A 14,002-nucleotide genomic window follows, 5' to 3' on the forward strand; every position below is an offset into this window, starting at 1 on the left:
GGGGTCAGACGGGCGGGGGTTCGAAGTCGAAGTCGAGGCGGTCGCCGCGGGCGGCGGCCTGCGCGACCGGGTGGTCGGCGCCGAGGCGCTCCGCGAGCCGCCGCACCGGGTCGCCGTCCAGGACCGGCGCCCGCGACGCCGCGTCGCCGTCCCCGGTCCGGCCGGCGGCGGCGGTGTCGGCGGCCAGGTTGACCGCGCACTGGAGCGTCAGCGGGTGGTCGGGCCCGAATGCGGCGAGGAACCCCGCGAGGGCCCGGCCGCCCAGCTCGGCGGCGCCCGCGAAGTCGCCCGCGGCGGCGCGGTCGCTCGCGAGGTTCGCCAGCGCCGCGAGCGTGTAGTCGTTCTCGGCGCCGATCGCGTCCGCCAGCGTCCGCCACGCCCGCTCGTTCAGCTCGGCGGCCTCGGTGTGCCGGCCCAGCCGGCGCAGGACGACCGCGAGGTTGACCGCGCAGCCGTGCGTGAACGGGTGGTCGGCGCCGAGCGTCTCCGCGAACCGCTTGCGGGTCTCCTCGCCCAGCGTGCGGGCCTCCTCCAGCTCGCCCGTCACGCGCAGGTCGTTGACGAGGTTGCAGCGGGCGGCGAGCGTGTCGAGGTGGGTGGGGCTGAACCGCCGCTCGTAGTGCTCGCTCACCTGCTCGGCCAGCTCGCGGGCCTCGGCGAACCGGCCCGACTTGCGCAGCGACACCGACAGGTTCTTGCGGGCGCGCAGCAGGTTCGGGTGCTCGGGGCCGAGCGCCTGCTCGTAGTCGGCCACGACCTCCCGCTGCCGCCGCACCGACCGCTCGTACTCGCCGAGCTCACGCAGGTCGCGGCTGATCTGGTTGCGGGTGAACAGCACCCAGTGGTTGGTCGGGCGGCCGTACACGCGGAGCCGGCGCTCCAGCGTGTCCTCGTCGAGTTCGAGGGCGCGGTCGTACCGGCCGGACAGCCGGTGGTCGATGGCGAGGTTGTTCTCCGCCATCAGGGTCCACGGGTCGTCGCCGCCGAACACGCGGCGGTGCAGCTCCAGCGACCGCTCGTCGTACTCGGTGGCCTCCCCGAACCGGCCGAGGGACCGCAGGTCGCCCGCGTAGCTGTTCATCAGCCGGAGCGTCTCCTCGTGCTCGGGCCCGAACACCTCGGTCATCCGCGCGAGGGTCGCCTCGTCCAGCTCGTAGGCGGCCCGCAGCTCGCCGAGCAGCCGCAGGTCCACGCCGAGGACCATGCGCATCGACAGGACGTGCTCGTCGGTGTCGGGCCCCGCGCCGGGCGCCGGGTGGCGCGTCCAGTGCCCGATGGCGCTCTCGGCGAACGCGCGGGAGCCCTCGTAGTCGCCGCGGACGTACAGGTACCGGGCGAAGCGCACGCAGAACCGGCGGACCTCCGGCTGCGCGCACTCGACGACCCGGGACTCCAGGACGTGCCCGAGCAGCCCCTCGTAGAGGGACCAGTTGTCGGGGTCGTCGACGTCGACCGGCGCGCGGGCGCTGAGCAGGACGTGCACGTCGAGCCGGGCCGCGTCGCACGCCTCGCCCCCGAGTTCCGCGCGGGTGACGGCCTGGATGAGGCGGTGCACCTGGATGGTGTTGCGGACGGTGTCGACGCGGGCCAGCGAGTACCGGCCGAGGTGGCGCAGCGCGCGCTGGAGGCGGAGCGTGTCGGTGAGGATCGCGCCGAAGTCGCCGCCGAGGACGTGCCGGGCCTCGGCGAACGTGTCGAGCGGGATCGGCTCGGGGCCGAACAGGGCCAGCCGGTCGAGCAGCGCCATGGCGTCCGGGCTCTGCCGGCGCAGCCGCACGACGGACGTCGCCCAGACGGTCGCGAGCGTGAGCGGGTAGCCGACGGGCGGGTTCTCGTTGAAGACGTCGAACAGCTCCCGCGCCCGCTCGCGCAGCTCGCGCAGCAGGGTCTCGGCGGAGATGCCGGTCTCCGCCTGGAACGCGGCGGCCTGTTCGAGGGCGAGCGGGAGGTCGCCGAGCGCCTCGGCGATCTGGTCGGCGTCGCCCGCGTCCAGCCCGGCGACCCGCTGGGTGAGGAACGCGGTGCTCTCGGCGCGGTCGAACACGTCGACGTCGAGGTTGCGGGCCCCGTGCCGCCACTGGGTGCTGCGGGAGGTGATGAGGACGTGCCCGCCGCCGGACGGCAGGAAGTCGGCGATCTCGTCCGGGCCGACGGCGTTGTCGTAGATCAGCAGCCAGCGCGGGTACGGGCGGCCGAGCCGCAGGCTGTCGAGGACGTTGCGGACCGCGACGGCGCTGTCGGCGCCGCCGACGCCCAGCTCCTCGGCGAGCGCGGCCAGCGACGCGCGGGCGACGAGCTCGCTCTCGGCGGGCACCCACCACACGACGTCGTAGTCGGGTGCGAAGCGGTGGGCGTACTCGGTGGCGAGCTGGGTCTTGCCGATGCCGCCCAGCCCCTGGAGGGCCTGCAGGACGAACGTCCCGTCCGGGGAGCCGGACAACTCCCGGTGCAGCCGGTCGAGCGTGCTCTCGCGCCCCGTGAAGTGGGGGTTGCGCATGGGGACGGATCCCCAGATCTCAGGCTGCCCGCCTGTCGCAGACATGTGGCCTCCGGGGAGACGGAAACGAAAGGGCGGTGAGCATTGCTTTTCTTGTCCAGCCTATCTTCCGCTGCGTAAATTTTCTGTGTCCGGTGACACCGAGCTTCTGTCCGGTGAGCGACATTAGGGGAACGAATCGGGCGAAGGAACGTTCCATCGACCGTGCCGCGCCAATGATCTCCGCGCCCGACTATGATCGGATCATGATCGGCGAACGGCGGGGAGCATAACGGGCACTAATGGCATGTCCGTAATTGCCGTGCCCCCTACCGCGATCCTGTCATTTTCGTCATGAAACCGCGGCTCCGCAAGGCAGTGGCCGGTGTCCGCCAGAGATATGGCACCGGTCCGGACAGGACGGTTATTTTGGCTTCGACCACGTCGACGACGACAGCACGAGCGACACAACTCGACATCGACGGAAACGGAGTCGGCCCCGCCGCGGGGGCGGTCCGGTCGGCGGACCGTACGGCCGGGGGCTCGCCCGCGGGTTTCCGCCGCTCCCGACCCGGGCCGCCGAACGACGGCGCGAGCGTCCGCGCTCCGTCGCCCGTCCGTGCGGAGGAACGTTGACCGAACCCGCCACGCCGGAGCCGGGGGCTCCCGCGGCGCCCCCGCCGCCCGCCCGGACGTCCGGCCCGCGCGGCCGGCGCGCCCGCCGCGCCCGCGCCGCGCTGCGCTGGCTCGTCCTCGCGGTGGCCACCGGGTGCGCGGCCGGGCTGGCGGCCGCGGTCTTCGTCGCGCTGCTCCGGCTGCTGACGCACGGGCTGCTCGGCGGCCTCGCCGGCTTCGAGCCCGCCACCACCGTCACCGAGGGCGACGTCCACGGCTGGACCGGGATCGACCGCCCGTGGGCGCTGCCGCTCATCACCTGCGGCGGCGCGCTGCTCGCCAGCCTCATCGTCGCCCGCACCGCCCCCGAGACCGCCGGGCACGGCACCGACGCCGCGATCGACGCCGCGCACCTCGACCCGAACGGGATGCGCGGCCGGGTCCCCGCCATCAAGACGATCACCGCGGGGCTCACCCTCGGCTCCGGCGGCTCCGGCGGGACGGAGGGCCCGATCGCGCAGATCGGCGGCGCGCTCGGCTCGATCCTGTCGCGCCGCGCGGGCCTGACCGGCGTGCAGGCCCGCACCCTCGTCATGACCGGGCTCGGCGCCGGCGTCGGCGCCATCTTCCAGGCCCCGCTCGCCGGGGCGCTGCTGGCCGCCGAACTGCTGTTCCTGCGCGGGTTCGGGTGGCGGGCGCTGCCGCCGGCGCTGCCCGCGTCGTTCGTCGCGTTCGGCGTCTTCGGGATCTTCCTCGGCTACGGGCCGATGTTCGGCGACGTGTCGCCCGCCACCGGGTTCGCCGCCCGCGACGTCGTCGCGTTCGCGGTGCTCGGCGTCCTCTGCGGCGCGCTCGGCCGCGGCTACGCGTACTCCCTGCACGGCGTCGGCGCCGTCACCCGGCGCCTCACCGCGCCCGCCGACGGCGCGCGGCGCCGGGCGGTGCCCGCCTGGCTGCCGCCCGCCGCGGGCGGCCTCGCCGTCGGCCTCCTCGGGCTCGTCGTGCCCGCCGTGCTCGGCCCCGGCTACGGCGTCGTCCAGCGCGAACTGGACGGCGGCGCGCTGCTCGGCATGTCGTTCTGGCTGGTCCTGCTGCTGCCCCTGCTGAAGATCGCCGCGACGTCGCTGTCCATCGGCACCGGCGGCTCCGGCGGGGTGTTCGGCCCCGGCCTGGTGATCGGCGGTGCGGCGGGCGCCGCGGTCTGGCGCGTCGCCGAGTCCCTCGGCGCGTCCACCGGCGGGCCCGCCCCGTTCGTGGTCGTCGGCATGGCGGTCTGCCTGGGCGCGATCGTGCACGCGCCGTTCGGCTGCGCGGTGCTGGTGCTGGAGAGCACCCGCACCCCCGAGCTCGCGCTGCCCATCGTCCTCGCCATGTCGCTGGCGTACGCGGTCGTCGGCGACCACACCCTGTACCGCAGCCAGCGGGAACGCGACGAACCCGGGGCGGCGGACGCGCTGGCGGCGCTGCGGGCCCGCGTCCGCCGGGGCCGCGGCCGGGCCGCCGCCCCGGACGCCGTCCCCGCCGCGCCCGCCGACGCGCCGCCCGGGCCCGCGGACCCGACCGACCTCCCCCCTCCCGACGACGGGACGTGCCGGACGGCGCCGGAGCGAACGAGGAAGTGACGACGAGTGACGACGACGGACGACCACGAAGCCGGGGGCGTGCTGCACGGGCTGCCCGACCTCAGCCGGCTCCCCCTCGACCGGCTCGACGCGCGGCCCGGCTCGGTGCTGCACGACTGCCTGAGCCGGATCGCCGCCGAGGCCGCGTCGCCGGACGACGCGGCCGCCGGGTTCAACGCGGTCATCGACTAGGACGCCCCGGAAGGCTCTGTCATGATGCGCAGAACGATCCAGCCGGACGCCCCCCACCCGGACGTCCCGCGGCCGGGCGGGCCCCCGCCGGGCTCGTCCGTCCCCCACGGCCGACCAGCGGAGACACGTTTGGAAGACAGAGACTGGGATCGGCTCATCCGGCAGCTCAGGGCCGGCCAGGTCGCCCCGTTCCTCGGCGCCGGCGCCTGCCACGGCACCCTCGAGATGGCCGGCGCGCTGGCCGGCCGGTGGGCCGACGAGTACGACTACCCCTTCGAGGACCGCTTCGACCTGGCGCGCGTCATGCGGTACGTCGCCGTCCTCGAGGACGACCTCACCTACGTCAAGGGCGAGTTCCTCCGGCGGCACTTCACCGGCATCACCGCCCCGAACGACCCCGACGACCCGCACGTCGCGCTGGCCCGCTTCCCGCTCCCCCTCTACCTGACCACGAACTACGACGACCTGCTGACGCGGTCGCTCCGCGCCGCCGGCCGCGACCCGCGCCGCGTCCTGTGCCCCTGGTACGACGGGGCGCCCTACGACCCGGACGCCTTCGTCCCGCCGCCCGGCGGGTCCCCGGCCGACGAGCCGGTCGTCTACCACCTGCACGGCCACGACGGCCACCCCGAGTCGCTCGTCCTGACCGAGGACGACTACATCCAGTTCCTCGTGGCCCTCATCGAGGACCGCAACAAGGAGGAGGACACCTCCGCGCGGGTCAGCCTCGTCCCCCCGGCCGTCCAGGAGGCGCTGGCGCGGCGGCCGCTGCTGTTCGTCGGCTACAGCCTCCGCGACTGGACGTTCCAGGTGCTGCTGCAGGGGCTCGTGAAGGGCCTGCCCACCACGCACCGGCGCTCCCACATCAGCGTGCAGATGCTGCCCCTTCCCGACGGCGCCACCGACGACCAGCGGCGCAGCGCGGAGGAGTATCTCGACCGCTATTTCGCCGACCTCAAGGTGTCCGTATATTGGGGAAGCGCGAGAGACTTTTTCCGCGAGCTCAATCGGCGGGCCGGAGGTACACCGTGACTTCTCCCGCCGCCGACCGCCTTCCCCCCGGCGAAGGGCCCTATCCGGGGCTCCGCGCCTTCGGCCAGTCCGACGGCCCGCTGTTCTTCGGCCGCGACCGCGAGATCCGCGATCTGCGCTCGCTGTGGCTCGCGAACCGGATGACGATCCTTTTCGGTCCGTCCGGCGTCGGGAAATCGTCGCTGCTGAACGCCGGGGTGCTCGGCGGGCTCGGCGACGAGGTCGACCGGCTGCCCGTCGGGCGGGTGTTCCCCGCCCCGTTCGCCGAGCCGTCCGCCGGCGGGAACCCGTTCACGTTCACGCTGCTGTCGTCCTGGAACCCGAGCGCGAGCCCCGAGGCGCTGCGGGACCTCACGGTCCGCGACTTCTTCCGCGACCGCGCGGGCCGCGTCGACCAGTTCGACGACCCGCTGCCGTTCCTCGTCGCCATCGACCAGTTCGAGGAGCTGTTCATGGCGCCGCCGCAGCTGTGGCGGCACCGCGACCACTTCGTCGACGACCTGTCCGCCGCGCTCGCCGACCAGGTCGAGCTGCGGCTGCTGGTCTCCATCCGGGAGGACGCGGTCGCCGCGCTGCTGCCGTTCGAGCGCCGGCTGTCGCCGCCGCCGCGGCGCCGCCTCGCCGTCCGCGCCCTCACCGCCGACGCGGCGCTGAGGGCCGTCACGGGGCCGCTGCGGCGGACGTCCCGGACGTTCGCGCCCGGCGCCGCCGAGTACCTCGTGAACGACCTGCGCGCCGCGCGGCGCCCCGGCCCCGGCGGCGGCCCCGACGGGCCCGACGGCCCGGACCGGTCCGGCGCGGCGGACGGGCGCGACGGCCCCGCGGCCCTGGACGAGCTCGTCGAGCCCGTGCAGCTCCAGATCGTCTGCTCGACGCTGTGGGCGGCGCTGCCCGAGTCCGTCCGGACGATCACCGCGGAGGACGTCCGCGCGCACGGCGACCCCGACCGGTCCCTCGCCCGCTTCTACACCCGGACGGTCGCGGAGGTCGCCGCCGAGCACGGCATGCCGGAGAACGGGCTGCGCTGGTGGATCGAGCGGAACCTCATCACCGACATGGGCACCCGGGGGATGGTGTGCGAGGGCGCCGGGGAGACCGCGGGCCTGCGCAACGAGGTCGTCCGGGCGCTGGCGTCCCGGCACCTGCTGCGCGCCGAGCACCGGCTGAACGCCCGCTGGTACGAGCTGCAGCACGACCGGCTGATCGCGGCGATCCGGCAGGCGGAGCGGGCGGCGGACGAGCCCGCCGACGCGGCGGAGCGGGAACCGGACGCGCGGCTGCGGCTGCGCGCCGCGCACCGGGCGCTGGTCGTCGGCGCGACCGGCGACGCCGCGAACTGGGCGCGGCAGACGATCGAGGCCGCGGCGCGCAGCGCCGACCGGCGCACCGAGGCGGAGGGCCGGTACCTGCTCGGGCAGGTCGCCGGGCTGCGCGGGGACGTGGACGAGGCGCGGACGCACTTCGGCGCGGCGATCGGGGTGTACGAGGCGCTGCGGGACGGCGCGGCGGTCGCCCGGGTGCTGACCGGCCTCGGCGACGTGCTGCTGGCGCGGGGCCGGGTGGAGGACGCGTTCATCGAGTACGAGCAGGCGGTGCGGCGGCAGCCGTCCGACCTCGACTCGCTGGAGGGGTACGCCCGGGCGCTGTGGCATCTCGGCCGCCTCTCCGACGCCCGCACCGCCTACGAGCGGATCCTGCAGCACGACCCGGGCAACGTGTCGGCGCTCGCGGCGCGCGGGGAGCTGCTGGCGGAGCTGCGGCAGCCGCGCGAGGCGATGAGCGACCTGGAGCGGGTCATCGCGCTCGGGCCCGATCCGGCCCGCCTGGAGGACCTGCGGTCCGCGCGGGCGCTGGCACTGGCGCAGCTCGGCCGCACCGACGAGGCGGCCGATGAGCTGCGCGCCGCCATCGAGGCCAACCCGCGCAACGCGCGGACGTACCTGCGCGGCGGCGAGACCGAGCTGCTGCGGGGCCGCCCGGAGGAGGCCCTGGAGCTGCTGCGCGAGACGCGCCGGGTGAGCGATCCGGGCCTGCTCCCGTACCAGAGCGGCGCCGCCGACGACCTCGAACGCCGCATCTCCTCCCGCGGCTGACCCCGCCCCGTTCGGCCCCTGCCGGCCCGTCCGGTCATGAGGCCGGACCCCCGACCCCGGCGGCTTCCCCCGGCCCGTCCGCGTCCCTGGAGCCGCCGCCGGCGGCGCCGTCCGCGCGCTCCGCGCCGCCGCCGGGGGCGCCGTCCTCGGGCGTCTCGGTGCGGGCCGCCCGCCACACGGACCGGAACTGGTCGACCCAGAACGTGAACCAGCGTTCGGACTCGTCGCGGGTGATGCGGACGTGCATGCGGGTCGCCGTCGACTCGCCGCCGAAACCGTGCAGCTCGGCGATGACGAGGCCGTCGCCGGCCTCCGGGTCGATGATCAGCAGGCTGAACCCGGGGTTGTAGGCCAGCAGCCGGTACCGGAAGGCGCCCGCGACGTTCCAGCCGCGCATCGCGCGCAGCCGGTCGAGGACGGCGCGCAGCGACGGCCCCATGTACTGGAGCGGGAAGAACCGCGAGTCGTCGAGCTGCCAGGTGGCCATCGCGACGGCCTCCGCCCGCTCGGGGTCGAGCACGACGATGCGGACCCGTCCGTCCCGGCGGGCGAGCACCCCGGTGCGGAGCGCCTCGCAGCGCTCGGGGGTGAGGAAGTTGACGCCGGACGGCGCGTACAGCCACACCGTGCGGGCCCGCCGCAGCCGCCCCGCGACGTCCAGGTCGCTCAGGGAGCCGCGGTCGCCGAGCATCGTGTCGGCGGCGCTCTCGGACGGGTCGGGCAGCGTACCGCGGTAGACGAGCGCCGCCAGCGCGGCGAGCGCCACCGCCCACCGCACGTCGTCGGAGACGACGTCGCCGATCACGGTCAGCACCGCCAGCACCAGGGCGAGCGCCGAGATCGCGTACGCGTCGAGCCGCCGCAGCCACCGGACGTCCCGGGCCACCCTGCGCAGGGTCGCGCGCATCCGCACCGCCTTCGTCGTGGTTCGCGCCGCACATTCGGTCGGGGATGGATTCGGCCTTCACCGTTCTATCGCGCGGCACGGTCGGAACGCACGGGGTTTCCCGCCGCCACTTCCGCGGCGCCGATCGACCAGCGGCTTTCCAGACATTCATGGTCGAACTCGATACACATTGAAATCCAACAACATGTGGATTCATTGACACCTTTCATCTTTCGGAGTGCACTTCGGACAGCTCATCCGGATGAGACCCCCATCCCCCTCGCCGCCGCGGCGCCGCCCGTCCCACAAGGACCGGGCGACTCCTCGACGGCCCCTGGAAGGAGCACCCGTGAGACACCAGACCGCGATCGGGGCGGCGGCGCTCGCCGCCGGCCTCGCCGTGGCGATGTCCGCCCCCGCCGCCGGTGCCGCGCGCACCGCGCCGGCGGCGCCGCAGCCCGACCCCCGCGCGCTCGCCGCCGCGTCCGCCGACCGCCTCGTCGCCGCGAAACCCGCGGAGTTCCGCACGTCGCCGGACGAGCGCGTCGTCCGGCGCGGCATCACGACCGGGCAGAACGGCCTGCAGCACGTCGCGTACGAGCGGGTCTACAAGGGCCTGCCCGTCCTGGGCGGCGACTTCGTCGTCACCACGAACCGGTCCGGCGGCGTGCTCAGCACGTCCGTCGGGCAGGAGCGGAGCCTCGACCTCGCCACGAAACCGGACGTCCCCGCCGAGCGGGCCGCGGCCGTCTCGCGGGCGCGCGTGGACGACGCCGCGCAGACGTCCGAACCGCGCCTGCTCGTCCTCGCCGACGGCACGGGACGGCTCGTCTACGAGACCGTCGTCACCGGCACCGACGGCGGCGCGCCCACCCGGCTCCACGTGCTGGTGGACGCCCGCACCGGGAAGGTCGCGGGCTCGTGGGACGACGTCCGCGCCGCCGCCGACGACCGCAGCCACTACCACGGCACCGTCGACGTCTCCACCGCCGCGCAGCAGATGACCGACCCGCAGCGGCCCGGCATCCGGTGCGGCGGGCAGAACGGCGGCACCTACACCGGCACCGACAGCGCCTGGGGCAACGGGAGCGGCACCGACCTCGAGACCGCGTGCGTCGACGCCATGTACGCCGTCCAGAAGGAATGGGACATGCTCGGCTCCTGGCTCGGGCGCGACGGCATCAACGGCTCCGGCGGCGGATTCCCGATCCGGGTCGGCCTCAACCAGGCCAACGCCTACTGGAACGGCTCCTACACCAACTTCGGCCGCAACCAGTCCGGCAGCCGGCAGGCCACCCCGTTCGACGTCGTCGCCCACGAGTTCGGGCACGCGATCTTCCAGGAGACGCCCGGCGGCTCCGGCGGCGGCAACGAGAAGGGCGGCATGAACGAGTCGGCGGGCGACATCTTCGGCGCGCTGACCGAGCACTACGCCGCCGAGTCCGCGACCTACGACCCGCCCGACTACCTCGTCGGCGAGGAAGTCGACCTCGTCGGGTCCGGCCCCATCCGGAACATGTACGACCCGCAGGCCAAGGGGCACCCGAACTGCTACTCGTCGTCCATCCCGAACACCGAGGTGCACGCGGCGGCGGGCCCGCAGAACCACTGGTTCTACCTGCTGGCCGAAGGCTCGAACCCCTCGGACGGGCCGAACAGCCCGACGTGCAACGGCTCGTCCGTCACCGGGATCGGCATCGAGAAGGCCGGCCAGATCTTCATGGGCGGCCTCAACCGCAAGACCTTCTCGTGGACGCACGCCCGCGCGCGGGTCGAGACCGTCAACGCCGCCCTGGAGCTCTTCCCCGGCTCCGCCACCGAGTGCAACGCGGTGAAGGCGGCGTGGAGCGCGGTGAACGTGCCGCAGCAGTCCGGTGAGGCGTCCTGCGGCACGCAGCAGAACGACTTCTCGCTGGCGGTCGGCCCGGGCAGCGCCGGCGGCGAGCCCGGCGGCACCGTCACCGCGACCGTCACCACCGCCACCACCGGCGGGAGCGCCCAGCGGGTCGCGCTGTCGGCGACGAGCGCCCCCGCCGGCCCGACCGCGACGTTCGCACCGGCCGCGGTGACGTCCGGGCAGTCGTCCACCATGACCGTGTCGATCCCCGCGAACACCCCGGACGGGACGTACCGCATCACCGTCCTCGGGCAGGGCGCGTCGATCGAGCGCACCGCCGCGTTCACGCTCACGGTCGGCGGGGGCGGGCCCGGCGGCGCCGTCTTCGCCGACGACCTCGAAGCCGACCGGGGTTGGACCGTCGACCCGGACGGCACCGACACCGCCACGTCCGGCGCGTTCGAGCGCGGCACCCCGCAGCCCACCTCCTGGTCCGGCGTGAACCTCCAGCTCGGCGCCGCCGGCGGGTCGAACGCCCTCGTCACCGGCGCCGCCGCCGGGCCCGACACGGGCGCGAACGACCTCGACGGCGGCACCACGACCGTCCGGTCGCCCGCCATCGCCCTCCCCTCCGGGAGCCTCGCGCTGACGTTCGACTGGTACTTCGCCCACCTGAACAACAGCGCCTCGACCGACCACCTGCGAGTATCGGTCGTCGGCCCGAACGGCTCCACCACGGTGCTGAACCAGACCGGGGCCGCCGCGAACCGCGCCGCGACCTGGCGGACGGCGACGCACGACCTCTCGGCGTACGCGGGCCAGACCGTCCGCATCGTCGTGCAGGCCGCCGACGCGTCCACCGCCAGCCTCGTCGAAGGCGCGATCGACAACGTCGAGATCACCCGTTCCTGACCCCGCTCGCGGCCCGTGGCGGGACCCGCCCCGCCACGGGCCGCCCCTTCCCGGAGGCACCCATGAAGACCACCGCGCTGACGCTCGCGGCCGCCCTGGCGCTCGCGCCCCTCGCCGCGCCCCCGGCCGCCGCGGCCGCCCCGACCACGACCGCCGCCGCCCCGGACGTCCCGCTCGCCAACGTCAAGGCGCACCTCGCGCGCTTCCAGAGCATCGCCAACGCCAACGGAGGCAACCGCGCCCACGGCACGTCCGGCTACCGCGCGTCCCTCGACTACGTGAAGGCCCAACTGGACGCGGCCGGATTCACCACGACCGTCCAGTCCTTCACCGCCCGCGGCGCCACCGGCTACAACCTGATCGCCGACTGGCCCGGCGGCGACCCCGACGACGTTCTGATGACCGGCGCGCACCTCGACGGCGTCACCGCCGGCCCCGGCATCAACGACAACGGCTCCGGCTCCGCCGCGATCCTCGAGACCGCCCTCGCCGTCGCCCGCGCCGACCTCCGGCCCGGCAAGCACCTGCGGTTCGCCTGGTGGGGCGCCGAAGAACTCGGCCTCCTCGGCTCCACCCACTACGTCAACACCCTGCCGTCCGCCGAACGGCAGAAGATCGGCGGCTACCTCAACTTCGACATGATCGGCTCGCCGAACCCCGGCTACTTCGCCTACGACGGCGACGGCTCCAGCGGATCCGGCGGCCCCGCCGGATCCGCCCGCATCGAGACCGTCCTGCGCGAGCACTTCACCGCCCTCGGCGTCCCCGTCCGCGACACCGCCTTCGACGGGCGCTCCGACTACGGGCCGTTCATCCGCGTCGGCATCCCCGCCGGCGGCCTGTTCACCGGCGCCGAAGGCCGCAAGACCACCGAGCAGGCCCGCCTGTGGGGCGGCCAGGCGGGCGTCGCCTACGACCGCTGCTACCACGCGTACTGCGACACCACCGCGAACATCGACGACACCGCCCTCGACCGCAACGCCGACGCCATCGCCCACGCCGTCTGGACCCTCGCCGGCACCGGCGGCCCGCCCGACGGCGAGATCGTCCACGCCGACGACCTCGAAACCGACCAGGGCTGGACCGTCGACCCGGACGGCACCGACACCGCCACGTCCGGCGCGTTCGAGCGCGGCACCCCGCAACCCACCTCCTGGTCCGGCGTGAACCTCCAGCTCGGCGCCGCCGGCGGGTCGAACGCCCTCGTCACCGGCGCCGCCGCCGGAGCCGACGCGGGCGCGAACGACCTCGACGGCGGCACCACGACCGTCCGGTCCGGCCCGATCGCGCTCCCCGCGGGCACCCGCACCCTCACGCTCACCTGGTACCTCGCGCACCTGAACAACGCCTCGTCCGACGACCGCCTGCGCGTCGCCGTCGTCGGCCCGAACGGATCCACGACCGTCCTCGACCGGCGCGCGGCGGCCGCGAACGCCCCCGGCGCCTGGACCCCGCACACCGCCGACGTGTCCGCGCACGCCGGCACCACCGTCCGCGTCGTCGTCACCGCCGCCGACGCCGGCGCCGCCAGCCTCGTCGAGGCGGGCGTCGACGACCTCGCCTTCACCAAGTAGCCGCAGGTCGGCCCACGGTTTCAGTAGTTTCAGAAGCTTGTTTCACAAGGATTGAAAATCCAACACCGACTGGACTCGTTGACACCGGGCACGTCCCCGCGATGTCCTTTTTGGGACGCCCTTCCCGGTCCCGGCGCACATCGCGAGGACCCGGGTCGGGTCCGACCGCACGTTCCCCCCGCTCCGAACGTGCGCGGAGCGCGGCCGACCCCCGCCCGGCCGCGCGGCGAGCCCCCTGTGTGCAGGGCTCGCCTCAGGAAGGCCGTACGGGACGACTCTCGGCCCGTCCCGTACGGCCTCTTGCTTATTGCAAGGCCCTCGGCGTCAGGCCGCGAGGCGGCCTTCCTTCAACGGGCCTTGCGGGCGATTGCTGCTGTGTTCATGGCGTCGCCTGCGGCTCCGGGCGCTGGGCGCCCTCCGCCTCCGGCAACGCGTGCGATTGCTGCATCGCGAAGACTCGCCCCAGAGGGCTCGCTTCGCGATCAAGTTCTCGCAAGCTCGAACTTGGCTTTGCTCGCAATCGCAGCGGTACCGGCCCGCTCTGGCCGGGGAACCTGTGGCTGGGGAACCTGTGGCTGGGGAACCTGTGGCCGGGGAACCTGTGGCCGGGGAACCTGTGGCCGGGGAACCTGTGGCCGGGGAACCTGTGGCCGGGGAACCTGTGGCCGGGGAACCTGTGGCCGGGGAACCTGTGGCCGGAGACCGGGGACCGGAGACCGGAGACCGGGAACCGGAGCGGGGGCCGGAGGCGGAGGCCGGGGAC

At 74.6% G+C, this 14,002-nt stretch carries 8 protein-coding genes; 6 read left to right on the forward strand and 2 right to left on the reverse strand.

Annotation, left to right across the window (positions count from 1 at the left end; all coding sequences use genetic code 11):
- Positions 1-4 precede the first annotated feature (4 nt).
- The gene (fxsT, locus tag DMH08_RS33750) at positions 5-2,497 is read right to left on the reverse strand and encodes an FxSxx-COOH system tetratricopeptide repeat protein (RefSeq protein ID WP_051301016.1); all 2,493 of its coding nucleotides are present in this window, start codon (positions 2,495-2,497) and stop codon (positions 5-7) included.
- Positions 2,498-3,108: 611 nt separating this feature from the next.
- On the opposite strand from fxsT, the gene DMH08_RS33755 reads away from it, so the two are divergent.
- The 4 genes from DMH08_RS33755 to DMH08_RS33770 all read left to right on the forward strand — a co-directional run bounded on the left by DMH08_RS33755 (position 3,109) and on the right by DMH08_RS33770 (position 8,030).
- Positions 3,109-4,713 carry a chloride channel protein gene (locus DMH08_RS33755; RefSeq protein WP_125620107.1) on the forward strand — a complete coding sequence of 535 codons (1,605 nt, stop codon included), beginning with the start codon at positions 3,109-3,111 and terminating at the stop codon, positions 4,711-4,713.
- A gap of 6 nt (positions 4,714-4,719) precedes the next feature.
- Entirely contained in the window at positions 4,720-4,905 is a 186-nt protein-coding gene (gene fxsA, locus DMH08_RS33760; RefSeq protein WP_125620109.1) for an FxSxx-COOH cyclophane-containing RiPP peptide, read from the forward strand.
- A 129-nt stretch (positions 4,906-5,034) separates the two neighbouring features.
- Positions 5,035-5,937, forward strand: coding sequence for an SIR2 family NAD-dependent protein deacylase (locus tag DMH08_RS33765; protein WP_026403689.1), 903 nt, complete (start codon positions 5,035-5,037; stop codon positions 5,935-5,937).
- A complete protein-coding gene (locus tag DMH08_RS33770) occupies positions 5,934-8,030 on the forward strand; it encodes a tetratricopeptide repeat protein (RefSeq protein WP_125620113.1) in 2,097 nt (698 codons plus the stop codon). The genes DMH08_RS33765 and DMH08_RS33770 overlap by 4 nt, the downstream gene beginning before the upstream one ends.
- 34 nt (positions 8,031-8,064) lie before the next feature.
- Here DMH08_RS33770 and DMH08_RS33775 read toward each other — a convergent pair whose 3' ends face one another.
- On the reverse strand, positions 8,065-8,937 hold the full coding sequence (locus DMH08_RS33775; RefSeq protein WP_026403687.1) for a hypothetical protein: 873 nt from the start codon (positions 8,935-8,937) through the stop codon (positions 8,065-8,067).
- Between the two features lie 328 nt (positions 8,938-9,265).
- Here DMH08_RS33775 and DMH08_RS33780 point away from each other — a divergent pair, with 328 nt between their 5' ends.
- The gene (locus DMH08_RS33780; RefSeq protein ID WP_233617964.1) at positions 9,266-11,665 is read left to right on the forward strand and encodes a M4 family metallopeptidase; all 2,400 of its coding nucleotides are present in this window, start codon (positions 9,266-9,268) and stop codon (positions 11,663-11,665) included.
- A gap of 62 nt (positions 11,666-11,727) precedes the next feature.
- Positions 11,728-13,239 (forward strand): M28 family metallopeptidase, encoded by a 1,512-nt coding sequence (locus tag DMH08_RS33785; protein ID WP_125620115.1) that lies wholly within the window; start codon positions 11,728-11,730, stop codon positions 13,237-13,239.
- Positions 13,240-14,002: the final 763 nt, after the last annotated feature.

This window comes from Actinomadura sp. WAC 06369 (genome assembly GCF_003947565.1).
Taxonomy (GTDB): Bacteria; Actinomycetota; Actinomycetes; order Streptosporangiales; family Streptosporangiaceae; genus Spirillospora; species Spirillospora rifamycini.

Bases quoted from the DNA above. Each gene is read 5' to 3' on its own strand.
- fxsT (WP_051301016.1), bottom strand. From the start codon at position 2,497: ATGCGCAACCCCCACTTCACGGGGCGCGAGAGCACGCTCGACCGGCTG.
- DMH08_RS33775 (WP_026403687.1), bottom strand. From the start codon at position 8,937: ATGCGCGCGACCCTGCGCAGGGTGGCCCGGGACGTCCGGTGGCTGCGG.
- DMH08_RS33785 (WP_125620115.1), top strand. From the start codon at position 11,728: ATGAAGACCACCGCGCTGACGCTCGCGGCCGCCCTGGCGCTCGCGCCC.